18 protein-coding genes are annotated in these 22,213 nt (G+C 71.3%); 7 read left to right on the top strand and 11 right to left on the bottom strand.

What is annotated here, in order from left to right; translation table 11 throughout:
• Nucleotides 1-53: 53 nt before the first annotated feature.
• From FHS13_RS04180 to FHS13_RS04190, 3 genes are read right to left on the bottom strand one after another with little or no spacing between them, the layout of a single operon-like run.
• On the bottom strand, nucleotides 54-800 hold the full coding sequence (locus FHS13_RS04180; RefSeq protein WP_184287700.1) for a succinate dehydrogenase/fumarate reductase iron-sulfur subunit: 747 nt from the start codon (nucleotides 798-800) through the stop codon (nucleotides 54-56).
• Nucleotides 797-2,743, bottom strand: coding sequence for a fumarate reductase/succinate dehydrogenase flavoprotein subunit (locus FHS13_RS04185; RefSeq protein ID WP_184287703.1), 1,947 nt, complete (start codon nucleotides 2,741-2,743; stop codon nucleotides 797-799). The genes FHS13_RS04180 and FHS13_RS04185 overlap by 4 nt, the downstream gene beginning before the upstream one ends.
• Nucleotides 2,744-3,394 (bottom strand): succinate dehydrogenase cytochrome b subunit, encoded by a 651-nt coding sequence (locus FHS13_RS04190; RefSeq protein ID WP_343064900.1) that lies wholly within the window; start codon nucleotides 3,392-3,394, stop codon nucleotides 2,744-2,746. It abuts the gene before it with no gap.
• Between the two features lie 131 nt (nucleotides 3,395-3,525).
• On the opposite strand from FHS13_RS04190, the gene FHS13_RS04195 reads away from it, so the two are divergent.
• Nucleotides 3,526-4,530: a LysR family transcriptional regulator gene (locus tag FHS13_RS04195; protein ID WP_184287709.1), complete on the top strand. Its 1,005-nt coding sequence runs from the start codon at nucleotides 3,526-3,528 to the stop codon at nucleotides 4,528-4,530.
• A 100-nt stretch (nucleotides 4,531-4,630) separates the two neighbouring features.
• Here the strand turns inward: FHS13_RS04195 and FHS13_RS04200 are convergent, their stop codons facing one another.
• The 4 genes from FHS13_RS04200 to FHS13_RS04215 all read right to left on the bottom strand — a co-directional run bounded on the left by FHS13_RS04200 (nucleotide 4,631) and on the right by FHS13_RS04215 (nucleotide 10,084).
• The gene (locus FHS13_RS04200; RefSeq protein WP_184287712.1) at nucleotides 4,631-5,266 is read right to left on the bottom strand and encodes an MBL fold metallo-hydrolase; all 636 of its coding nucleotides are present in this window, start codon (nucleotides 5,264-5,266) and stop codon (nucleotides 4,631-4,633) included.
• Nucleotides 5,267-5,368: 102 nt separating this feature from the next.
• Nucleotides 5,369-6,373 (bottom strand): adenylate/guanylate cyclase domain-containing protein, encoded by a 1,005-nt coding sequence (locus tag FHS13_RS04205; RefSeq protein WP_184287715.1) that lies wholly within the window; start codon nucleotides 6,371-6,373, stop codon nucleotides 5,369-5,371.
• A gap of 208 nt (nucleotides 6,374-6,581) precedes the next feature.
• Nucleotides 6,582-7,436: a biotin--[acetyl-CoA-carboxylase] ligase gene (locus FHS13_RS04210; RefSeq protein ID WP_184287718.1), complete on the bottom strand. Its 855-nt coding sequence runs from the start codon at nucleotides 7,434-7,436 to the stop codon at nucleotides 6,582-6,584.
• Between the two features lie 80 nt (nucleotides 7,437-7,516).
• Nucleotides 7,517-10,084, bottom strand: a complete 2,568-nt coding sequence (locus FHS13_RS04215; protein WP_184288005.1) for a phosphoenolpyruvate carboxylase — start codon at nucleotides 10,082-10,084, stop codon at nucleotides 7,517-7,519.
• 336 nt (nucleotides 10,085-10,420) lie between these two features.
• On the opposite strand from FHS13_RS04215, the gene FHS13_RS04220 reads away from it, so the two are divergent.
• From FHS13_RS04220 to FHS13_RS04235, 4 genes are all read left to right on the top strand, one after another.
• Nucleotides 10,421-12,031, top strand: a complete 1,611-nt coding sequence (locus FHS13_RS04220) for an acyl-CoA carboxylase subunit beta (RefSeq protein ID WP_184287720.1) — start codon at nucleotides 10,421-10,423, stop codon at nucleotides 12,029-12,031.
• Nucleotides 12,028-12,249 carry an acyl-CoA carboxylase epsilon subunit gene (locus FHS13_RS04225; RefSeq protein ID WP_184287723.1) on the top strand — a complete coding sequence of 74 codons (222 nt, stop codon included), beginning with the start codon at nucleotides 12,028-12,030 and terminating at the stop codon, nucleotides 12,247-12,249. The genes FHS13_RS04220 and FHS13_RS04225 overlap by 4 nt, the downstream gene beginning before the upstream one ends.
• A 69-nt stretch (nucleotides 12,250-12,318) precedes the next feature.
• Nucleotides 12,319-14,079: an ATP-binding protein gene (locus tag FHS13_RS04230; protein WP_184287726.1), complete on the top strand. Its 1,761-nt coding sequence runs from the start codon at nucleotides 12,319-12,321 to the stop codon at nucleotides 14,077-14,079.
• A gap of 498 nt (nucleotides 14,080-14,577) precedes the next feature.
• Nucleotides 14,578-16,029 carry a cation:dicarboxylate symporter family transporter gene (locus FHS13_RS04235; RefSeq protein WP_184287729.1) on the top strand — a complete coding sequence of 484 codons (1,452 nt, stop codon included), beginning with the start codon at nucleotides 14,578-14,580 and terminating at the stop codon, nucleotides 16,027-16,029.
• A gap of 48 nt (nucleotides 16,030-16,077) precedes the next feature.
• On the opposite strand, the gene FHS13_RS04240 is transcribed toward FHS13_RS04235, so the two are convergent.
• Nucleotides 16,078-16,695: a Uma2 family endonuclease gene (locus tag FHS13_RS04240; RefSeq protein WP_420221193.1), complete on the bottom strand. Its 618-nt coding sequence runs from the start codon at nucleotides 16,693-16,695 to the stop codon at nucleotides 16,078-16,080.
• 226 nt (nucleotides 16,696-16,921) lie between these two features.
• Between FHS13_RS04240 and FHS13_RS04245 the strand changes: the two genes are divergently transcribed.
• Nucleotides 16,922-18,181: a chemotaxis protein CheA gene (locus FHS13_RS04245; protein WP_184288008.1), complete on the top strand. Its 1,260-nt coding sequence runs from the start codon at nucleotides 16,922-16,924 to the stop codon at nucleotides 18,179-18,181.
• Nucleotides 18,182-18,248: 67 nt separating this feature from the next.
• On the opposite strand, the gene FHS13_RS04250 is transcribed toward FHS13_RS04245, so the two are convergent.
• The 3 genes from FHS13_RS04250 to FHS13_RS04260 form a co-directional block, all read right to left on the bottom strand.
• Nucleotides 18,249-18,890, bottom strand: a complete 642-nt coding sequence (locus FHS13_RS04250) for a P-loop nucleotide/nucleoside kinase family protein (RefSeq protein ID WP_184287735.1) — start codon at nucleotides 18,888-18,890, stop codon at nucleotides 18,249-18,251.
• Nucleotides 18,891-18,912: 22 nt separating this feature from the next.
• A complete protein-coding gene (locus FHS13_RS04255) occupies nucleotides 18,913-19,254 on the bottom strand; it encodes a zf-TFIIB domain-containing protein (RefSeq protein WP_184287737.1) in 342 nt (113 codons plus the stop codon).
• Nucleotides 19,255-19,348: 94 nt separating this feature from the next.
• Nucleotides 19,349-20,731 carry an NAD(P)H-quinone dehydrogenase gene (locus tag FHS13_RS04260; RefSeq protein WP_184287739.1) on the bottom strand — a complete coding sequence of 461 codons (1,383 nt, stop codon included), beginning with the start codon at nucleotides 20,729-20,731 and terminating at the stop codon, nucleotides 19,349-19,351.
• 296 nt (nucleotides 20,732-21,027) lie between these two features.
• On the opposite strand from FHS13_RS04260, the gene FHS13_RS04265 reads away from it, so the two are divergent.
• The gene (locus tag FHS13_RS04265) at nucleotides 21,028-21,855 is read left to right on the top strand and encodes a purine-nucleoside phosphorylase (protein ID WP_184287742.1); all 828 of its coding nucleotides are present in this window, start codon (nucleotides 21,028-21,030) and stop codon (nucleotides 21,853-21,855) included.
• Nucleotides 21,856-22,213 lie beyond the last annotated feature (358 nt).

Below are 22,213 nucleotides of genomic sequence, written 5' to 3' on the forward strand. Positions count from 1 at the left end.
GAAACGGCGCGAGGCCGCACCCCGAAGGATGCGGCCCCGCGGACGGGGATCCGTCAGCCGACGCCCTTGGCGAGGGAGCCGAGCAGGTCCCGGTTGAGCTGGGAGATGGTGTCCAGCGGGATGCCCTTCGGGCAGACGGCGGCGCACTCACCGATGTTGGTGCAGTTGCCGAAGTCCTCCTCGTCGTGCTGGTTGACCATCTTCACCACGCGCGCGGCCCGCTCCGGCTGCCCCTGCGGGAGCATGCCGAGGTGGGTGACCTTCGCGGCGGTGAACAGCATCGCCGAGGCGTTCGGGCAGGCCGCCACGCAGGCGCCGCAGCTGATGCAGGTCGCGGCGTCGAACGCGCGGTCCGCGTCGGCCTTGGGCACCGGGGTGGCGTGGGCGTCCGGAGCGGTACCCGTCGGGGCGCTGATGTAGCCGCCCGCCTGGATGATCCGGTCGAACGCGCCGCGGTCCACGACCAGGTCCTTGATGACCGGGAAGGCCTTGGCCCGCCACGGCTCCACCGTGATGGTGTCGCCGTCATTGAAGCTGCGCATGTGCAGCTGGCAGGTGGTGGTCATCTCCGGGCCGTGCGCCTCGCCGTCGATCACGACACCGCAGGCACCGCAGATGCCCTCGCGGCAGTCGTGGTCGAACGCGACCGGGTCCTCACCCTCCAGGGTGAGCTTCTCGTTGAGGACGTCGAGCATCTCCAGGAAGGACATGTCGGACGAGACGTCCGTGAGCTTGTAGGTGGCCATGCGCCCCTTGTCGTCGGGGCCCTTCTGGCGCCAAACGCGCAGAGTGATGTTCACTTGTAACTCCGCTGCTTCATCTCGACGTACTCGTACTCCAGGTTCTCCTTGTGGAGCACGGGCTTGCTGTCATCACCGCCGAACTCCCAGGCCGCGACATAGGCGAACTCGTCGTCGTGGCGGAGCGCCTCGCCGTCCTCGGTCTGGCTCTCCGCGCGGAAGTGGCCGCCGCAGGACTCGCGGCGGTGGAGGGCATCGATGCACATGAGCTCGCCCAGCTCCAGGAAGTCGGCCACGCGGCCGGCCTTCTCCAGGGCCTGGTTGAGCTCGTCGTTGGTTCCCAGCACCTTGACGTCGCGCCAGAACTCCGCACGCAGCTCGCGGATGAGGCCGATGGCCTTGGTCAGGCCCTCCTCGGTCCGCTCCATGCCGCAGTACTCCCACATGATCTGCCCGAGCTCCTTGTGGAAGGAGTCGACGGTGCGGGAGCCCTGGAGGGACAGGAGCTTGTCGATCCGGGAGGTGACCTGCTCCTTGGCCGCGACGGCCTCGGGGTGCGACTCGTCGATCTTCTCGAACGGGCCGTCGGCCAGGTAGTCGTTGATGGTGTTCGGCAGGACGAAGTAGCCGTCCGCCAGACCCTGCATCAGCGCACTGGCACCGAGGCGGTTGGCCCCGTGGTCGGAGAAGTTGGCCTCACCGGTGACGAACAGGCCCGGGATGTTGCTCTGCAGGTCGTAGTCGACCCACAGCCCGCCCATGGTGTAGTGGACGGCCGGGTAGATGCGCATCGGAACCTCGTAGGGGTTCTCGCCGGTGATGCGCTGGTACATGTCGAACAGGTTGCCGTACTTGGCCTCGACGGCCTTGATGCCCATGCGCTGGATCGCGTCGGCGAAGTCCAGGTACACACCCAGGCCGCTGGGGCCGACACCGCGGCCCTCGTCGCAGACGTTCTTGGCGGCACGGGAGGCGATGTCGCGGGGCACCAGGTTGCCGAAGGACGGGTAGATGCGCTCCAGGTAGTAGTCGCGCTCGTCCTCGGGGATCTGGCGCGGGTCGCGCGTGTCCCCCTGCTTCTTGGGCACCCAGATGCGGCCGTCGTTGCGCAGCGACTCACTCATCAGGGTCAGCTTGGACTGGTAGTCGCCGCTGACCGGGATGCAGGTCGGGTGGATCTGCGTGTAGCACGGGTTGGCGAAGAGCGCACCCTTGCGGTGGGCCCGCCACGTCGCGGTGACGTTGCTGCCCATGGCGTTCGTGGACAGGAAGAACACGTTGCCGTAGCCGCCGGTGGCGAGCACGACCGCGTCGGCGAAGTGCGTCTCGATCTCACCGGTGACCATGTCACGGGCGATGATGCCGCGCGCCTTGCCGTCCACCACGATGAGCTCGAGCATCTCGTGGCGGGTGTTCATCTCGACCGTGCCCGCGGCGATCTGGCGCTCCAGGGCCTGGTAGGCGCCGATGAGGAGCTGCTGGCCCGTCTGGCCGCGCGCGTAGAAGGTGCGGGAGACCTGCACGCCGCCGAAGGAGCGGTTGTCGAGCAGACCGCCGTACTCGCGGGCGAAGGGCACGCCCTGGGCCACGCACTGGTCGATGATCTCGACACTGGTCTGGGCCAGGCGGTAGACGTTCGACTCGCGGGAGCGGAAGTCGCCGCCCTTCACGGTGTCGTAGAAGAGGCGGTAGATGCTGTCGCCGTCGTTGCGGTAGTTCTTGGCGGCGTTGATACCGCCCTGTGCGGCGATGGAGTGGGCGCGGCGCGGGCTGTCCTGGTAGCAGAACGTGGTGACGTTGTAGCCGGCCTCACCCAGGGTGGCGGCCGCGGCGGCACCGGCCAGGCCGGTGCCGACCATGATGACGGAGAGCTTGCGCCGGTTCGCGGGGTTGACCAGGCGCGCGGAGAAGCGGCGCTTGTCCCAGCGCTCGTTGATCGGGCCCTCGGGAGCCTTCTCGTCCCGAACGGGGTCTCCGACGATGAAGTAGTCGGTGTCAGACAATTAACTCACCAGTCCAAAGGTGACTGCCAGAGGCGGGATCGCGAAGCCGACGGCCACGATCAGCGCGATCGCGGTGGCAAGGGCGTTGAGCTTGCCCTGGCGGCCGGCCTTGTTGCCGCCCAGGGTGGTCACGGCGCTCCAGATGCCGTGCCGCAGGTGGAGTCCGACCGCGACGACGCTGGCGAGGTAGAACAGGGTCACGAACCAGAACTCGGGCTGGAACCCGTTCACCATGCGCTCGTACGGGCTGTCCGACCTGCCGCCGGGAGCGATGTTGTTCGTGGTCAGGTGCAGGATGTGGAAGACCACGAAGAGTGCGATCAGGATACCGCCGTAGCGCATGGTGTACGAGGAGTAGCTGCGCTGCACCCTCTTCGTCACCTGGTACCTGGCGGTCCTGGCCCTGTGGTTGCGGCGCCACAGGACGACGACCGCGTAGATGTGGATGAGGATGCTCGCCAGCAGGACGATGCGAGCGATCCAGAGGAAGCCCTCGTAGGGCAGGAGCGGGTAGCCCAGCTCCCGGAGGGAGTGGGCGTAGCCGTCGAAGGCCTCCTGGCCGGAGAAGATCTTCAGGTTGCCGTACATGTGCGCGATCAAATACAGCACAAGGATCGCACCGGTGATCGCCATCGCTGCCTTCAGCGCCACCGTGGACCCGTAGGCCGTAGACCGCTTCTTGGTCAAGGTACTGTTCGCCACAGCCTGTCACTTTAATTTCGAGTTAAGTCTGACGTCCAAGGCATGAGGACTCTTGTGTCCATAGCCCTAGTCTATGGACCATGCAGATCCAGCAGCTGGCCTACTTCGTCGCGGTGGCCCGCACGCGCCATTTCACCCGCGCAGCCGAGCTTTCACGGGTCGCACAGCCGAGCTTGAGCAAACAGATCCGGAGCCTTGAGCAGGAGTTGGGTGCACCGTTATTCAGTCGTGCCCGGGGAAATATCACACTCACGCCGGCCGGCGAGGTGCTGCTTCCGCTGGCCCAGCGCATCCTCACCGACCTGGAGACCGCGCGCCGGGAGGTGGCGGAGCTGGCCGGTGTGCGTCGCGGCCGGGTACGCCTGGGCGCCACGCCCTCCCTGTGTGCGGGTCTGCTGGCGGACGTGCTCGCCGATTTCCACCGACGTTACCCGGGAATCGAGCTGCGGGTCGAGGAGAGCGGGTCGCGCGACCTCATCCGGAACCTGGGGCGGGGCGAGCTCGACCTGGCGCTGATCATCCTGCCGCTGCAGAGCAGCGACCCGGACCTGACCACCACCCCCGTCCTGCGGGAGAACCTGGTCGTGGTGAGCCCGTCGTCGCAGCCCTCCCCCAACGGCCGGGCCTCGATCCGGATCCTGGAGCTGCGCGACCGGCCCCTGGTGATGTTCCGGCGGGGGTACGACGTGCGCGAGGCGACACTGCGCGCCTGCCGGGCCGCGGGTTTCGAGCCGCGGTTGGCGGTCGAGGGCGGCGAGATGGACGCCGTGCTGAGGTTCGTGGAGGCGGGTCTGGGCCTGGCCGTGGTTCCGAGCATGGTGCTGAGGAACCGCCCGGGCCTGCGCGGAACGCCGCTGGCCCGCCCCCGTCTGCTGCGCACGGTGGCGGTGGCCCGGCGCAGGGACGTGGAGCCCTCCCACTCGGCCGACGCCTTCCGCCGCCACCTCAACGAGTACCTGCTGGACCTGACGCCGGAGCAGCTGGGACCGGACCTGGAGGTGCTCATCACCAGTCCCGACGCGGGCGGTCCGCGAAAGCCGAAACCCTCACCGGGTGATGCGCGGGGGCCTTCGGCCGGGGAATGAGAGCCGCAGCGGCGTAAAATCAGGCAATTACCGACAAAGGCGCCAGAAAAATACTTTTTCCTCGGCCGTGTTCCGGAACGGAGGCGGAAAAGGACGTCGGTCAGAAACCGCCCGCGGTCCAGGAGTCGAGCCGCGCGGTGGCCTCCGCGACGGTGGCGGACTCCCCGCGCCCCGGGTGGACCGCCGTCTCCCCGGGCAGGACCGCCAGGTGGTCGCGCACCGAGGCGGCGAGGGTCGGCAGGTCCGAGAAGAACCGGGCCGTGGCCCCGGGGCCGTCGGCGAGGAGCGTGTCCCCGGTGAAGACCGCGCCGAGCTCGGGCGCGTACAGGCACACACCTCCCGGGGTGTGCCCTGGTGTGTGCAGGATCCGCAGCTCGATCCCCCCTGCGACCAGTACCTCTCCGTGCAGGAGCGGGGCGTCGGGTTCGCGGTCCGGGTGCACCTGCTCCCACAGGCGGCCGTCGGCGGGGTGCAGCAGCACGGGGGTGCCGGTGAGGTCGGCGAGGGCCGCCGCCGCGCCGACGTGGTCGGCGTCGCCGTGGGTGCACACGATGGCCATCAGCTCGCGGTCGCCCAGGCCGCGGGCGATCGCCTCGTGGTCGTGCGCGGCGTCGACGACGATCGCGCTCTCCTCGTCGCCGACGACCCACACGTTGCTCTCCGGGGGAAGCCCGCCCTCTTCCGGGAGGGAGGTGCCCGGGATGCGCAGGCGGACGACGGGGGAAGTGTCGCTCACGAAAGTCTCCACCACCTGTCCTGGATGTGTTCCGGCCTCACCGAACCTATCCCCGGCCGCTGCCGTGCCACACCCCCGGACGGCCCCGAGCGGGGAGCCGGGTCAGGGGTGGACCCCCGCCTCGAAGCTGCGCCGCAGGGTGTAGGGCTGGATGAGGCCGAGGCCGTGGGCGTGGCGGGCCCGCACCTTGACCACCTGCAGCCCCTCCTCGTCGGCGAGGCTCTCGGCGAGGCTCTCGTCGATCAGCACCGTGCCGGGGCGGGCGAAGGAGGTCAGGCGGCTGGAGCGGTTGACGGTGGTGCCGAAGACGTCGCCGTGCAGGGTCAGCACAGGCCCGGAGGCCAGGCCGACGCGCACGTCGGGGACCTCGACGTGCGTCTCGATGCCCGAGGCCAGGCGCAGGGCGATGTCGGCGGCCGCGGCGGCGGTGTCGGCCACGTACAGGATCTCGTCGCCCAGGGTCTTGACGACGCGTCCGCCCCCGGAGGCGACGATGTCGGCGGCGGTGGCCTCGAAGGTCTCCACCACACCGGCGAGCTCGACCTCGTCCAGTTCGCGGCTGAGTGTGGTGAAGGAGACGAGGTCGGCGAACCCGACGACGAGCGGGTAGTAGTTGGGTGTCCCGTGGCCGCCGTTGGTCATGACCGCGAGCGTGCGGGAGGTGGAGGCGGCGAGCTGCCGGCGCCAGATGTGCAGCAGCATCCGCTCGACGTCCGGGATCAGGTCCTTGACCTGGCCCATCAGCGGAATCGCCGCCTCGCTGCCGTCACCCTGGGCACGCTGGAAGATGAGTGTGCTGAGGATGCCGGTCTGCCAGTCGGCGAGCCGGGCCAGCATCTGGCCCATGGCGCGGGCGAAGCGGACCACGCCCTCCTCGTCGAGGACACCCTCCTCCAGAAGGCCGTTGGCGAGCCGCAGCGCCTCGACGTCGCTCTCCGCGAAGGCGACCGCGTCCTCGCTCTCGGTGGGAAAGCCCAGAGCGCGCCAGATGCGTCCGGCGAGCACTGGGTCGGCCCCCGCCAACTCGGTCGCCTGCTTCCTCGTGTAGATCACCTCACCGCCGAGCAGGGCGGTCTCGATCGTCTTCGGGTCAGGACGCGAGGGCATACGTTCTCTTTCAGGAACCTTTCCCGCTTGGAGCGGGGAGCGAGCACTTCGTCACCGTACCGGTGGTGCGGCCCGGGTCACATCCAGCTTACGCCCGGGCCCGCGGCCTCCCGAGGCCCGGTCCGCGACAGCCGTACCGGTGATAATGGCATAACACGGCCCGCCGCGGGAGAAGCCGCAGCCCCTTGTGGACGGCACTCCGGGGAGGTCAGGGGCGAGGGCGCACGTGCACCACGTCGCCCGCGCTCAGCGCCTGGTCCCCCGCCGGACCGGACACGACCAGCCTCGCGTCCGCGTCGACGCCGGTCGCCGGCGCCTCCAGGACCCGGCCGCCGGGCAGATGGACGCGCACCCGCCGGCCGAGGGTGGTGCACATACTCCGGTAGAGGGGGGCCAGACCGCAGGCCTCGGCGTCGCCGCCGGCCCCGGCCCATCCCGCGTACAGCTTCTCGAACTCCTCCAGCAGGGCGATGAGCAGCTCGGTCCGGTCCGGGGCCGCGACGCCGGCGCCTCTCAGGGACACGGCGGTGTCCACCGGCAGCTCGGAGCGGTCCTGGGACACGTTGACACCGATCCCCACGACCACACCGGGCCGGTCGGAGGAGAGTTCGGCCTCGGCGAGGATGCCCGCGAGCTTGCCCTCCCCGCCGGCTGGGCCGCCCGGCAGCTCCTCGGGGACGACGACGTCGTTGGGCCACTTGAGCGCGGCCCCGACCCCGGTCGTCCGGCGTATCGCACCGACGGCCGCCGTTCCCATGAGGGCCGTCAGCCACCCCAGCCGCCCTGCGGGCACCTCGGGCCGCAGCAGCAGGGAGATCGTGAGCGCGGCCCGCGGCGGTGTGTCGAACTCCCGTCCGAGCCGGCCCTTGCCCGCGGTCTGGTGCTCGGCGGCCAGGACCGTTCCGTGCGGTGCCCCGGTACGGGCCAGCGCCGCCAGCTCGGTGTTGGTGGAGCCGGCCTCGTCCGCCACCAGGATCCGCGACCACATGCTCCCCGGACGCACCAGGGCGGAGGTGAGGGCGTCCGCGTCGAGCGGGGGGCGGGGAAAGGGGCTGCCGGTCATGCCCCCATTACAGCAGCACGCGACCGGCACCGCCGGACGGTGCCCCCGCGCACGGGGCGGGGGCACCGCGGCGGACGGCGTCAGCCCGTGTTCTGCAGGCCGGCGGCGACACCGTTGACCGACAGCAGGAGCAGGCGCTCCAGGTGCTGCTGGTCCTCGGGGTCGAGGTCGTCGGCGCCGTCGGAGCGCAGGGCCTCCAGGGCGCGCAGCTGCAGGTGGGAGAGCGCGTCCACGTACGGGTTGCGCAGGTCGACGGCGCGGGAGAGCACCCTGCGGTTCTCCAGCAGGCGGCTGTGCCCGGTCACCTGCAGGACCAGCCGGCGGGTGAGGTCGTACTCGGCCAGCACCCGCTCGGTGAGTTCGGGCCTCCCGCCCAGAGCCAGGTAGCGTTCGGCGATGGTCCGGTCGGTCTTGGCCAGGCTCATCTCCGCGTTGTCCAGCAGGGACGCGAACATGGGCCACTCGCGGTAGGCCTCTTGCAGCACCGCCGGGTCGGGGACGGCGTCCAGGCCGGTGCCCAGGCCGTACCAGCCGGGCAGGTTGACCCGGGTCTGGGTCCAGGCGAACACCCACGGGATGGCGCGCAGGTCGCCCAGGCCCTTGGCCGCGCCGCGCCGGGAGGGGCGCGAACCCAGCCGCAGTTCACCCAGCTCCTCCAGCGGGCTGACCCGGGAGAACCACACCGCGAAGTCCTCCGCGCCGATCAGTTCCAGGTAGGCCTCCTGGGCCGCGGCGGCGATGGTGTCGGCGTAGGGGCGGTAGGCGGCCGCGGCCGAGCGCTCGCGCTCCTGGACCCGGTCGGTGGAGGCCATGAGGACGGCGTGGCCGACCTGCTCGATGTGGCGGCGGGCGATGTCGTGCTGGCCGTAGCGGGCGAAGACGACCTCGCCCTGCTCGGTGACCTTGAAGCGGCCGCCGACGGAGCCCGGTGCCTGGGCGAGCAGGGCGCGGCTGGCCGGGCCGCCGCCGCGGCCGAGCGAGCCGCCGCGGCCGTGGAAGAGGGTCAGGCGCACGTCGTGGCGCCCGGCCCAGTCGGCCAGGCGGGCCTGGGCGTCGTACAGGCGCAGGGTGGCGCTGACCGGGCCGACGTCCTTGGCCGAGTCGCTGTAGCCGAGCATGACCTCGATGCGGCGCCCGCTCTGCTCCAGGCGCTCGCGGACCCGGGGCAGTTCGAGCATGCCGTCGAGCACGTGCGGCGAGGCGTCCAGGTCGGCGCCGGTCTCGAACAGGGGGATGACGTCCAGGACGGGCCGGCGTCCGGCGGGGAGCGCGAGGTCGGCGAGCTCGTGGACGGCGGCGATGTCCTCGGCCGAGCGGGTGAAGCTGACGATGTAGCGGCGGCAGGCCTCCACACCGAAGCGCTCCTGGATCCAGGAGATGACGCGGATGGTGTCCAGCACCTCCCGGGTGCGCTCCGACAGGGGCCCGTCGGTGCCCTTCTCGCGCAGCTCGGCCAGCGCGGCGGCGTGCACCTCGCTGTGCTGGCGGATCTCCAGCTCGGCGAGGTGGAAGCCGAAGGTCTCCGCCTGCCAGATCAGGTGCTGGAGCTCCCCGTAGGCCTGGCGGACCGCGCCGGCCGCGGCCAGGGACTCCTGGACGGTGCGCAGGTCGTCGAGGAAGGCCTCGGCCCCCGGGTAGGCCAGGTCCGCGTCGCGCTCGCGGGTGGCGCGCAGCCGGGCCGCGGCCAGCAGCAGGAACCGGCGGTGCGGTTCGTTGGGGGAGCGCTTGTCGATCTCCGCCAGTGTGTCGGGGTGGCCGGCCCGCGCGGTGGCGAGTGCGTCGCGCAGCGCGGCGGAGGGGGGAGTGAGGTTCGCGTAGGCGGTGAGGGTGCGTCCGACCCTCTCGCAGGCGCGCTCCAGGCCGCGCAGGACGTGCTCGGACTGGATGAGCACGGCCTCGCGCGTCACGTCGTGGGTGACGAAGGGGTTGCCGTCGCGGTCGCCGCCGATCCAGCTGCCGTAGCGCACGAAGGGCCTGGCACGGGGCGGCCGCGTTCCGGTGCCCTCGGGGTCCACGGCCGCGTCCAGGGCCCGGTAGACCTGCGGGACGACGTCGAAGATCGTGCCGTCGAAGGCGGCCAGGGCGGTGCGGACCTCGTCGAGCGGGTCGAGCTTGGTGTAGCGCAGCTGGGAGGTGCGCCACAGCAGGTCGATCTCCTCCAGGAGGCGGCGGTGCGCCTCGGCCGCGGCCGTGCTGCCCTCGTGGGCCGCGTGCCAGGCGTCGAGCTGGCTGCTGATGCGCAGGATGGAGGTGGAGACGGCGCGGCGCCGGGCCTCGGTGGGGTGCGCGGTGATGACGGGGTGGAACTCCATGCCGCCGATCAGCTCGGCCAGGCGCTCCCCTCCGTGCTCGTCCCGAACGGCCCGCACGGCGGCGGCCAGGGACTCGCGGGGCGGGTTGGCCGCGTCGTCGCGCTCGCGCAGGGCGCGCATGCGCTGGTGCTCCTCGGCCAGGTTGGCCAGGTGGAAGTACACGGTGAAGGCGCGCGCCACCTGCTTGGCGCGCTCCAGCGGCCAGGAGGCGACGAGGGCGGTGATCTCCTCCCCCGAGACGGAGCCGTCCCGGGCACCGATCACCGCGTGCCGGAGTTTCTCGACGTCGGCGAGCAGGTCCTCGCCTCCGCTCTCGGCAAGAACGGTCCCGAGCATCTCCCCCAGCAGTTTGACGTCGTTGCGAAGCTGCTCGGGTACTTCCTGCCGCGCGCTGTCACGCTCTGCACTCACCGCTGTCATGGGGCCGACAATACAGAGATCGCATGGAGGAGAGGCGCCCCGGGGAGGCATTTCCGCATCTTTGCCAGCACGTTAACAATTGTTCCGGAAGCAGTTCCCATTCACATCGAATCACGTTTTCCACGCCGTTCGCGCAGCCTTTTTCCACCTTTCCGGCACCCGGAGGGCGCGCTCGGGGGCTCCGGGCCGCCGCCGGGCAAACCCGGGGGTGGCTGCTTCTGGGGCACCCCCACGCGGCTAACCTGCGTAGTCATGGCCACCGAAGCCCCAGAACCGCTCTCCGCGGACGAGATCGACATCCACACCACCGCGGGCAAGCTCGCAGATCTGCAACGGCGCCGCTACGAGGCCGTTCACGCCGGATCCGCCCGCGCCGTCGAGAAGCAGCACGCCAAGGGCAAGATGACCGCGCGCGAGCGGATCGACGCCCTGCTCGATCCCGGTTCGTTCGTCGAGTTCGACGCCCTGGCCCGCCACCGGTCCACCGGCTTCGGGCTGGAGGGCAACCGCCCCTACGGCGACGGCGTCGTCACCGGGCACGGAACCGTGGACGGCCGCCCCGTCGCCGTCTTCAGCCAGGACGTGACCGTCTTCGGCGGCTCCCTCGGCGAGGTCTACGGGGAGAAGATCTGCAAGGTCCTGGACCACGCCCTCACCAACGGGTGCCCGGTCGTCGGCATCAACGAGGGCGGCGGCGCGCGCATCCAGGAGGGCGTCGTCTCCCTGGGCCTGTACGCGGAGATCTTCAAACGCAACACCCACGCCTCGGGGGTCGTCCCCCAGATCTCCCTCATCATGGGGGCCGCCGCCGGCGGGCACGTCTACTCCCCCGCCCTCACCGACTTCGTCGTGATGGTCGACGAGACCTCGCAGATGTTCATCACCGGACCCGACGTCATCAAGACCGTCACCGGCGAGGACGTCTCCATGGAGGAGCTGGGCGGCGCCCGCACCCACAACACGAAGTCGGGCGTGGCCCACTACATGGGCGCCGACGAGCAGGACGCCCTCGACTACGTCAAGGCCCTGCTGTCGCACCTGCCCGACAACAACCTCGAGGACACCCCGCCGGTGGAGCCCGAGGACGAGCAGGGTGAGGAGCCCTCCGAGGGCGACCTGGCCCTGGACTCCTTCATCCCCGACTCGGCCAACCAGCCCTACGACATCAGGACGGTCATCGAGACCGTCCTCGACGACGGCGACTTCCTGGAGGTCCACGCCCAGTTCGCCACCAACATGGTGGTGGGCTTCGGCCGGGTGGAGGGCCGCTCCGTCGGCGTCGTCGCCAACCAGCCGATGAGCCTGGCGGGCTGCCTGGACATCGACGCCTCGGTGAAGGCCGCGCGCTTCGTCCGCACCTGCGACGCCTTCAACATCCCGGTGCTGACCTTCGTGGACGTGCCCGGCTTCCTGCCCGGCACCGACCAGGAGTGGGGCGGCATCATCCGCCACGGCGCCAAGCTGCTGTACGCCTACGCCGAGGCGACCGTCCCGCTCATCACGGTCATCACGCGCAAGGCCTTCGGCGGCGCCTACGACGTCATGGGTTCCAAGCACCTGGGCGCCGACGTCAACCTCGCCTGGCCCACCGCGCAGATCGCGGTCATGGGCGCCCAGGGGGCGGTGAACATCCTGCACCGCAGGACCCTCGCCGCCGCCGAGGACGTCGAGGCCGAGCGCGCCCGGCTGGTCTCCGAGTACGAGGACACGCTCCTCAACCCCTACGCGGCGGCCGACCGCGGCTACGTCGACGGGGTGATCCTGCCCTCGGAGACCCGGGTCCAGGTCGCCAAGGCACTGCGGGCACTGCGCAACAAGCGCAAGCAGCTGCCCCCCAAGAAGCACGGGAACGTTCCGCTGTGAGCACGCACGAGAAGCAGCCGCTCCTGTCCGTCGTCCGGGGCGGGGCCGGCCCCGAGGAGATCGCCGCCCTCACCGCCGTGCTGGCGGCCCGGGCCGCCGCCGCGCGCTCGGCGGACGAGGCTCCGGCCGAGCGCCCGTCCGGCTGGCGGAACCGCGCACGGGGCCTGCGCACCCCGCTGCGCCCCGGCCCCGGTGCCTGGCGCACGAGCGCCAGGTAGTCCCACCAGCAGACCTCGGGAGCGGTCGGCGCGCATCCGCCCCACGCCTCAGCAGAAGGGTTTCCCACCGTGCGTAAAGTTCTGATCGCCAACCGCGGCGAGATCGCCGTCCGCATCGCCCGCGCCTGCCGCGACGCCGGACTGGCCAGTGTCGCCGTCTACGCCGAGCCCGACCTGGACGCTCTCCACACCAGGATCGCCGACGAGGCCTACGCCCTGGGCGGGTCCACCCCCGCCGATTCCTACCTCGACATCGCCAAGCTGCTCGATGTCGCCGCCCGCTCCGGTGCCGACGCCGTCCATCCCGGCTACGGGTTCCTGGCCGAGAACGCCGATTTCGCCCAGGCCGTCATCGACGCGGGACTGACCTGGATCGGCCCGCCTCCGGCCGCGATCACCGCGCTGGGTGACAAGGTGCAGGCGCGCCACATCGCCCAGAAGGTCGGCGCCCCGCTGGTGGCGGGCACCCCCGACCCGGTCTCGGGTGCCGAGGAGGTGGTGGCCTTCGCGGCGGAGCACGGGCTGCCCATCGCGATCAAGGCCGCCTTCGGCGGCGGCGGCCGCGGCCTCAAGGTCGCCCACGAGCTGGAGGACGTGGCCGACGCCTACGAGTCGGCGGTGCGCGAGGCCGTCACCGCGTTCGGTCGCGGGGAGTGCTTCGTCGAGCGCTACCTGGACCGGCCGCGCCACGTGGAGACCCAGTGCCTGGCCGATGCCCACGGCAACGTCGTGGTGGTCTCCACCCGCGACTGCTCGTTGCAGCGCCGCCACCAGAAGCTGGTGGAGGAGGCCCCCGCGCCGTTCCTCACCCCCGAGCAGGTGGAGAGCCTCTACAGCGCGTCCAAGGCCATCCTCCGGGAGGCCGGCTACGTGGGCGCGGGCACGTGCGAGTTCCTGGTGGGCGCCGACGGCACGATCTCGTTCCTGGAGGTCAACACCCGTCTGCAGGTCGAGCACCCGGTGAGCGAGGAGGTCACCGGTATCGACCTGGTGCGGGAGATGCTGCGCATCGCCGACGGCGAGGAGCTCGGCTACGGCGACCCGCAGGTGCGCGGCCACTCCTTCGAGTTCCGGATCAACGCCGAGGACGCCGGCCGGGGCTTCATGCCCGCGCCGGGCACCATCACCGAGCTGGCGCTGCCGGGCGGCCCGGGCGTGCGCGTGGACACCGGCTGCGAGGCGGGGTTCACCGTGCCGCAGGCGTTCGACTCGATGATCGCGAAGCTGATCGTGACGGGCCGCACCCGCGCCGAGGCGCTGGCGCGCTCCCGGCGGGCACTGGCCGAGTTCGAGGTCGGCGGGATGCCCACCGTGCTGCCCTTCCACCGGGCCGTGGTGGAGGACCCGGCGTTCGCCCCCGCCGGGGACGGGCCGTTCGAGGTCCACACCCGCTGGATCGAGACGGAGTTCGACAACCGGATCGAGCCGTGGTCGGGCACCCCGGGCGAGGCCGTGGAGGCCGGGCGCGAGACGGTGACGGTGGAGGTGGGCGGCAAGCGCCTGGAGGTCGTGCTGCCGGCGTCGCTGGGCACCGCCGCGGCCCCGTCCGCAGGTGGCTCCAGGAAGAAGCGCGCCGCCCGCAAGGGAGGTGGGGGCGCCGCTGCGGTCAGCGGGAACACCCTGGTCTCGCCGATGCAGGGCACCGTGGTCAAGGTCGTGGCCGAGGAGGGCGCGCAGGTCTCCGAGGGCGACACCGTGGTGGTGATCGAGGCGATGAAGATGGAGCAGCCGCTGACCGCCCACAGGGCCGGGAAGGTGACCGGGCTGAAGGTCGCCGCGGGCGAGACCGTCGGCTCCGGCGCGGTCGTCTGCGAGATCGAGGACGTCTGACGGATCCGGGGGAGGTACCGCACGGTGCCTCCCCCGGCGTGTGTCCCGGGGGTGACACTTCCCGCACCGCGGACCAGGAAGAAGCCCGTGAAGCCCCTGACCGCCGGACATCCTGCCCTCTCAGGGGCACGGTCCTGGACAGATACCCATGGAAAAGATGGACAAAGAGGGCTATCGTTCTCTTCCGTGACGAACATCTGGGGGCTGACGCGACGCTGGCACATTGATCTGTGCCGGCGCGACAGCGATGCGTGTTGTGGGGGCCAGGGGCGCCCCTAGGACGGCCCGGCGGCCGACACTCCCCGAGCCCGTCGCCCGCCGCCACCCCTCGAAGGGTGGCCCGACGGCCACCGGCTCCTGACGCGCCCACACGCCTCCCCGCGCCGTACACGGCGCCCCGTTCACCTTCTCCCCTTCCACCGGACGTCTCCCGCACGCGGAGCCGATCGCTGCGCCGTGCGCCTCCTCCGGTACCTGTCACCCTTTGGAGTCCCACCCGTGTCCGCACAGACCACCAAGGTCGGGCGGCGCCTCCGGATGCCGTCGTTCGGCGTCCAGGTCATCGCCTCCCTCTTCATCGGTGTCGCCCTGGGCTTCGCCGCCCTCCAGATCAGCCCGCCCGAGGACGGATCGGTCACCAACGGCCTGGCCGAGGCCCTCCAGATCATCGGGTCCGCCTTCGTCTCCCTGCTGAAGACGGTCGTCCCGCCGCTGATCGTCCTGGCCGTCATCTCCTCGATCGCCAACCTGCGCAACGTCACCAACGCCGCCCGCCTGGCCGGGCAGACCCTGCTGTGGTTCGCCGTCACCGCACTGGTGTCGGTGGCCATCGGCATCGGCCTCGGCACGGTCCTGCGTCCGGGCGTCGACAGCGGGGTGGACGCGTCCAGCGCCCAGGACATCGGCCGGGAGGTCACCTGGCTGGACTTCCTCCAGGGCCTGATCCCCACGAACTTCCTCGCCCTCCAGGCCTCCACCTCCGAGGCCGACGGCGCCCTGAGCACCTCGCTGTCGTTCAACGTGCTCCAGCTGATCGTCATCTCGGTCGTGCTGGGCATCGCCGCGGTGAAGGTCGGCAGGCCGGCCGAGCCGTTCATCGACTTCGCCGACTCCGCGCTGAAGGTCGTGCTCAAGGCGCTGTGGTGGATCATCCGCCTCGCCCCGATCGGCACCGTCGGCCTGCTGGGCAACGCCGTCTACAGCTACGGCTGGACGACCATCGGCGCGCTGGGCAAGTACGCGCTGACCGTCTACCTGGGCCTGGCCCTGGTGCTGTTCGTCCTCTACCCGCTGGTCGCCCGCCTCAACGGGCTGTCCCCGCTGAAGTACTTCAGCGGCGTGTGGCCGGCCGTCCAGCTCGGCTTCGTGTCCCGCTCCTCGATGGGCACCCTGCCCGTCACCCAGAGGGTCACCGAGCAGAACCTGGGCGTCCCCCGCTACTACTCGGCGTTCGCCGTCCCGTTCGGCGCCACGACCAAGATGGACGGGTGCGCCGCCATCTACCCGGCTGTCTCGGCGATCTTCATCGCCCAGTTCTTCGACATCCAGCTGAACCTGGCCGACTACCTGCTGATCGTGCTGGTGTCGGTGGTGGGTTCGGCCGCGACGGCGGGCACCACGGGCGCGACCGTGATGCTCACGCTCACCCTGTCCACCCTGGGTCTGCCCCTGGAGGGCGTCGGCCTGCTCCTGGCGGTCGACCCGATCCTGGACATGGGCCGCACCGCGGTGAACGTGGCGGGCCAGGCCCTGATCCCGGCGGTGGTGGCCAAGCGCGAGGGCATCCTCGACGTGGACCGCTACAACGCCCCGCGCGACGCCTCCGGCTTCGTCCCCCTGGACGAGGAGGACAGCGCCCCCGAGGAGCTGAACCCGGAGCTCACCCCGTCCGCGGACGAGAAGCCCGCGGCCGAGGAGCCCGTGACCGCCACGGCGGCGGCCAAGGACTGACCTGCCGCACGCACACGGCCCGCCGGGGAACCGGCGGGCCGTTGCCGTTCACCCCCTGCGGGAGCGCGGGGTCCAGGTGAGGTCGATGTCCAGGTCGCAGGGCGTGTCGGTCTTGAGGCGGTCCCGGTGGCTGCCCGTGTGGGTGTAGCTCCGGTTGACCGGGTCGAGCCGGTACACGTGCACCGTGGCCAGGCTTCCCCGCTCCTGTTCGACCAGCCACAGGTGCGGGATGTCCGCCTGAGCGTAGAGCTGGGGCTTGCGCCGGCGGTCCCGGATCTCGGACTCGGGCGAGACCACCTCCACGGCCAGTCTCACGTCCTCGGCCCGTATCCAGGTGGCGTCCATGCCGTACTCGGTACGGGCGTCGATCAGCATGAGGTCGGGTTCAGGCCTCTGCCGCTCACCCAGCACGACCGTCATCTCCCTGATGACCTCGAGCCCTTCCGGTGCCTGCTCCAGCAGCTGCGTCTCCAGCAGCCGCAGCATGTGCATGTGGAAACGCTTCTGGGGACTCACGATGACCAGGCTTCCGTCGATGAGCTCGGTGTGCGGCGGAAGATCCGGAATGCGATCGAGGTCCTCCGCCCGGTAGCCGTCCTGAGGGGGCATCAGCGGAGACCACCGGGAAACCGGTTCACAAGGCGGGACCACAGGGGAAACAGGCATGCCACCGCCTTCGGTCGTCGGATCGTTCTCGTCGCCCAGCGCAGCCATCCCGATCACCTCACCACGGTGTTTTCCACGGATTCTCGCACCCACACCCCGCCGGCGGGGTTGCCGGCGCCCGCCCCGGGGAGAGAAAGGGCACAGAGGGAACCCTCGGGGGCCGCTGTTCGTCCTTGTCAGTGACGGAGGCGAGAGGAACGACATGCGCCGCTTGGTAACACCCACTGTGCTGACCGCGGGGATCGCGGCCGCGGTGCTGGGCGCCGCGGCGGCGCCCGCCGCGGCCGACACCGCGCCCGAACCACCCGAGGTCCAGGTCGTCGTCGACGAGCTGCAGGACGACGGCGTCTTCATCGACCCGGGCATCACCACCATCCCGGCCGGCGAGGAGAGCGCCCTGGAGGCCGCGGCGGCCGGGGCGGACACACCCGTCTACTACGTGCTGCTGCCCACGGGCGCAGTGGGCTCGGACGCCTCGCTCGAAGCCCTGATGGACCCGGTCATGGACGAGGTCGGCGACGGCCTCTACGGCGTGTTCGCCGGTGACCAGGCCTTCCGTGTGATGTCGCCGGACGTCGAGGACACCGAGGCCATCCGCGACACCGCCATGGCGGAGGGCGGCGGCAACCAGATCGACACCCTGGTCGCGGTGCCCGACGCAGCCCAGCAGGTGGAGGACGCCGAGGCCGCAGGCGCGACCACGGGGCTGGTCCTGCTCGCCGTACTGCTCGGGATCGGCGGGCTCGTCGTCTGGTCCGCCTACCGCGGCAAGAAGCGCCGCGAGGAGGAGAAGGCCCGGCAGCTGGCCGAGATCAGGCAGATGGCCACGGAGGACGTCGTCCGGCTGGGCGAGGACGTCGCCCGGCTGGAGATCGACCTGTCGCGGGTCGACGACGCCACCCGGGCCGACTACTCGCGGGCCATGGACGCCTACGACCAGGCCAAGAGCCGGCTCGACACGATCCGGGAGCCCGACGAGGTGCGCCTGGTCACCAGCGCGCTGGAGGACGGCCGCTACTACATGACGGCCACGCGGGCGCGCATGAGCGGTGAGCCCGTGCCCGAGCGGCGCGGCCCCTGCTTCTTCAACCCGCAGCACGGCCCGTCGGTGACGGACGTGACCTGGGCCCCGCCCGGCGGCGCTCCCCGGACGGTCACCGCGTGCGCGGACTGCGCGCAGGCGGTGCGCATCGGCGGACAGCCCGACGTGCGCCTGGTCGAGGTCGGCGGAGAGCGCCGCCCCTACTACGACGCGGGCCCGGCCTATGCGCCCTACGCCGGCGGCTACTTCGGCATGGACATGATGGCGGGCATGTTCACCGGCATGATGATGGGCTCCATGATGGGGTCCATGATGGGAATGGGAATGGGAATGGGCATGGGCCTCGGTGCGGGGGACATGTCCGGCGACGCCGGCGGCTTCGACGGAGGCGACTTCGGCGGAGGGGACTTCGGCGGCGGCGACTTCGGCGGCTTCGACTTCTGATCCGCCGGCAAGGACATGGGGGAGGCCCCGGGCACGTGCCCGGGGCCTCCTTCGCGCTCGCGGCCCGTCACGGGCCCGGGGAGCGGGCGTGCAGGTCCTCGATCCACCGGCACACGGCGGCGGCGGTGGCCGCCGGTTCGGCGCGGGTGGTGTCGACGAGGGTCAGCGGCGGGTCGAGCCGGTCTGCCTCGGTGCCGATCCAGGAGGCGAACTCCAGGGTCTCGGTGATCCGCTCCTCGTCCCACTCCCGCCAGGCGGGGCGGGCCCGCAGCCGGTCGGCGAGGACGTCGGGGTCGCAGGTGAGCGCCAGGTAGTGGATGTCGGAGAAGAGCGCGCGCTCGGGCAGGGGCTCGAACTCGGGCGGGACGACGGTCCCGCACAGCACTACCGGGCGCCCGCTCTGCTGCACCATCGCGGCGGTGCGCAGCCACGTGGAGCGGAACAGGCGGTGGTGCCCGGCCGGGTCACGCAGGCCGCCGACCCACAGAAGGTCCTGTTCGAGCACCACGAAGCGGTCCCGGAGGCGCTCCAGCAGGATTCCGGCGATGGTGGACTTGCCCGTGCCGCTGGGGCCCGAGACGCAGTACAGGGGAAGGCGCAGGAAGGGGCGCGTGCGCTCGCAGTGGGGGCAGAGCAGCACGGAGACCCCCGCCGTGGTGTCGGGGGTCTCGTCCCACTCCCCGCAGTGCGTACAGATCAGCGGGTGCATGGAGTACGTGTGTCGTCGCGCCTCAGTCGAAGAGCTGCTCGAGGAAGCTCTTGCGGCGGTAGGGGCGCGGCGAGTCGCGGTAGCCGCGCGGCGAGTCCGGGTAGTTCCGGTATCCGCGGGGCGAGTCGGCGTACCCGCGCTGCGGGTAGCCCTGCGGATAGCCGCCGGGCTGCGGGTGGGCGACCGGGGGCGCCGCCGGCGGGACGGGCGGAGGCGCGACGCCGTAGTGCCGCTGCTCGGCCTCGACGATACGCTCCAGCTCGCCCCGGTCCAGGAAGATTCCCTGGCAGCCGTCGCACCGCTCGATGTGAACACCCTGGCGGTCGAAGGTACGCATGGGGCTTTGGCACTTGGGACAGATCACGGCAAGACAGTACGCAGACGGAAGTCAAGAAAAGGTAAAGGGCCCGCTCCGCGTCCCGGAGGCGCGGCGGGCCCGGACCACTGCTCGCGGGTTCCTACTCGGGGGTGGCCAGCATCAGGGAGCGGGCGGCCTCGGTGACGCTGCCCGACAGCGAGGGGTAGACCGCGAAGGTGTGCGCCAGGTCGTCCACGGTCAGGCGCTGCTGCACCGCCACCGACACGGCGAGGATGAGCTCGCTGGCGCGCGGGGCGACGATGACCCCGCCCAGGACGATGCCCGTGTGCTGGCGGCAGATGAGCTTGACGAAGCCTTCCTGGTCGTCGTTCATCTTGGCGCGCGGGTTGGTGGGGAGGGGAAGGGTGACCGTCCGGCCGTCGACCCGGCCGCTGCGTACGTCCTCCTCGCTGGCCCCGACCGCGGCGAGCTCGGGGTGGGTGAACACGGTGGAGGCGACGCTGGACAGCCTCAGCGGGGTGACCGCCTCGCCGAGGGCGTGCCACATGGCGATGCGCCCCTGCATGGCCGCCACGGAGGCCAGCATGTTCACGCCCGTGCAGTCGCCCGCCGCGTACACACCCGGCACGGTGGTGCGCGAGACGCGGTCGGTCTCGACGAAACCGCCCCGGCCGAGCCGGACGCCGGCCTCCTCCAGGCCCAGGCCGTCGGTGTTCGGGATCATGCCGACGGTCATCAGGCAGTGGCTTCCCTCGACGGTGCGCCCGTCGGAGAGGGTGACCAGGACGCCGTCGTCGGTGCGCACCACGGACTCGGCGCGGGTGCGGTTGAGCACCGTCATGCCGCGCCGGGCGAAGACCTCCTGCAGGAGCGCCGCGGCGTCGGTGTCCTGGGTGGGCATGACGTGCTCGCGGGAGGAGACGAGGGTGACGTCGGAGCCCAGGGACTGGTAGGCGCCGGCGAACTCGGCACCGGTGACGCCCGAACCGACCACGATGAGCTTCTCCGGAAGCTTTTCCAGGTCGTAGATCTGGCGCCAGGTGAGGATGCGCTCCCCGTCGGGGCGGGCGGTGGGCAGCTCACGGGGGTGGGCTCCCGTGGCCACGAGGACGACGTCGGCGCGGATCCGCTGGTCGCCGACGGCGACGATGCTCGGATCCACCAGCCGGGCCTCGCCGGCGATGATCTCGACGCCCTCCTTGATCAGGCGGGCGCGGGTGTCGTCGGACTGCGCCCGGGCCAGGCGCTTGATACGCGCGTTGACGGTGGGCAGGTCGACCCGCACGGAGGACTTGCCGTCCATCTGGTCGTCCACCTGGATGCCCAGGCGCTCGGACTCACCCATGTAGATGGCCCGGGTGGAGGTGGCGATGAGGCTCTTGGAGGGTACGCAGTCGGTGAGGACACAGGCACCGCCGATCCCGTCGCGGTCGACGACGGTCACGTCGGCACCCAGCTGCACGGCGACCAGTGCCGCCTCGTAGCCTCCGGGACCGCCTCCGATGATCACGACCTTCGTCACTTCGCCTCACTTCCTCTGCGGCCGGCCTGCGCCCGGCTTCCCGATCGGGGAAGTCTGGGCACGACGGTCAGCACCCTGTTTTCTCGCTTACCTCCATTGTCGGCCATCCCGCTCGCCGGATCGGCAGCGGCAGCGGCTGCTTGCCGCAGGCCCCGGACGGGGAGACGGAGGCCACTGCGCGCATCCCGTACCCTCCCGCGCCGCCGCGAACCAGAGATTTCCCCGCATTCCCCTCGGCGGACCGCCCTGCGTTGCGTTCCGGAACTATCAGACTACACAGAGGTAGCATCCGACTCGTGAACGAAACAGAGCATCAGACACCGAGGACGACCGAGGAGGCGAAGGAGCTGGCTGCCGCCGCGGCGCACGAGCTGTTGGCCCGCACCGGCGCCGACAGCTTCGACGCCCTGGTGGTGCTCGGCTCCGGGTGGGCGGGCGCCGCGGACACGCTGGGCACCCCCGACATCGAGTTCGACATGGCCGAGCTGCCGGGCTTTCACGTGCCCACCGCGGAGGGCCACACCTCGAAGGTCCGCAGCATGTGGGTGGACGACAAACGCGTGGTCGTGTTCATGGGGCGCGTCCACCTCTACGAGGGCCGCAGTGCGATGGAGGCGGTCCACGCGGTGCGCACCGGCCTGGCGGCGGGCGCGCGGACGGCCGTGCTGACCGGGTCCGCGGGGTCCCTCCGGGTGGACATCGCACCGGGCCAGCCGGTGGTGCTCCGCGACCACATCAACCTGACCTCGCGGTCTCCCCTGGCCGGACCGTCGTTCGTCGACCTGAGCAAGGCCTACAGCCCCCGGCTCCGGGGCATCGTGCGCGAGGTGGCCCCCGCCCTGGCGGAAGGCGTGTACGTGTGCACCGTGGGTCCCCAGCTCCAGACCCCCGCGGAGCTCCAGGTGCTCCGCCAGGCGGGAGCGGACGTGGTGGGGCGCTCGATCGCCCTGGAGGCCATCGCCGCCGCGGAGGCGGGCGCCGAGGTGCTGGGGCTGGCGATCGTCAGCAACGACGCGGTGGGAGCGGTGATCGACCCCGCCGAGGTCGAGCGCGCCAGGGACGTGGTCACCCGGCGGGCGCATCCCCTGGGGGACCTGCTCAAGCAGGTGCTCACCCGGGTCTGAGAACGGAAGGACGCCCGAGGGACCCGGCCGAGATCGGACCGGGCCCCTCGGGCCATCCGTGCAGAAGAGGTGGAGACCGTCCGGGGCGCACCGCGCGGGATCCCCGCAGATCCCTGTACGCGCGGCGCGGCCGCCGGAACACCGTCCGGGGCGGTCTCCGGGCGACCTGCCCGGTACCGGCGTGGCGAGCGTTCGTCCCGAGGCCTTGGGACGGACGGTACCGGCCGGGACGGCCGGAGAACTGCCCCCTCGGTGCCCTGACGCGCGGGATCCCCGCAGATCCCGTTGGACTCGCGACCGGGCACCTTTCCTGACTCTGTTCAGTTGAACCGCGCGCCACTCGGAAGAAGGGTCCGGG

The sequence above is a fragment of the Nocardiopsis algeriensis genome (genome assembly GCF_014203695.1).
Lineage (GTDB): Bacteria > Actinomycetota > Actinomycetes > Streptosporangiales > Streptosporangiaceae > Nocardiopsis > Nocardiopsis algeriensis.

What these genes read in the sequence shown, in the direction of transcription:
- FHS13_RS04250 (WP_184287735.1), bottom strand. Translation starts at nt 18,890, where the DNA reads ATGCACCCGCTGATCTGTACGCACTGCGGGGAGTGGGACGAGACCCCC.
- FHS13_RS04220 (WP_184287720.1), top strand. Translation starts at nt 10,421, where the DNA reads ATGGCCACCGAAGCCCCAGAACCGCTCTCCGCGGACGAGATCGACATC.
- FHS13_RS04210 (WP_184287718.1), bottom strand. Translation starts at nt 7,436, where the DNA reads ATGACCGGCAGCCCCTTTCCCCGCCCCCCGCTCGACGCGGACGCCCTC.
- FHS13_RS04215 (WP_184288005.1), bottom strand. Translation starts at nt 10,084, where the DNA reads ATGCTCGGGACCGTTCTTGCCGAGAGCGGAGGCGAGGACCTGCTCGCC.
- FHS13_RS04195 (WP_184287709.1), top strand. Translation starts at nt 3,526, where the DNA reads ATGCAGATCCAGCAGCTGGCCTACTTCGTCGCGGTGGCCCGCACGCGC.
- FHS13_RS04240 (WP_420221193.1), bottom strand. Translation starts at nt 16,695, where the DNA reads ATGCCTGTTTCCCCTGTGGTCCCGCCTTGTGAACCGGTTTCCCGGTGG.
- FHS13_RS04205 (WP_184287715.1), bottom strand. Translation starts at nt 6,373, where the DNA reads ATGCCCTCGCGTCCTGACCCGAAGACGATCGAGACCGCCCTGCTCGGC.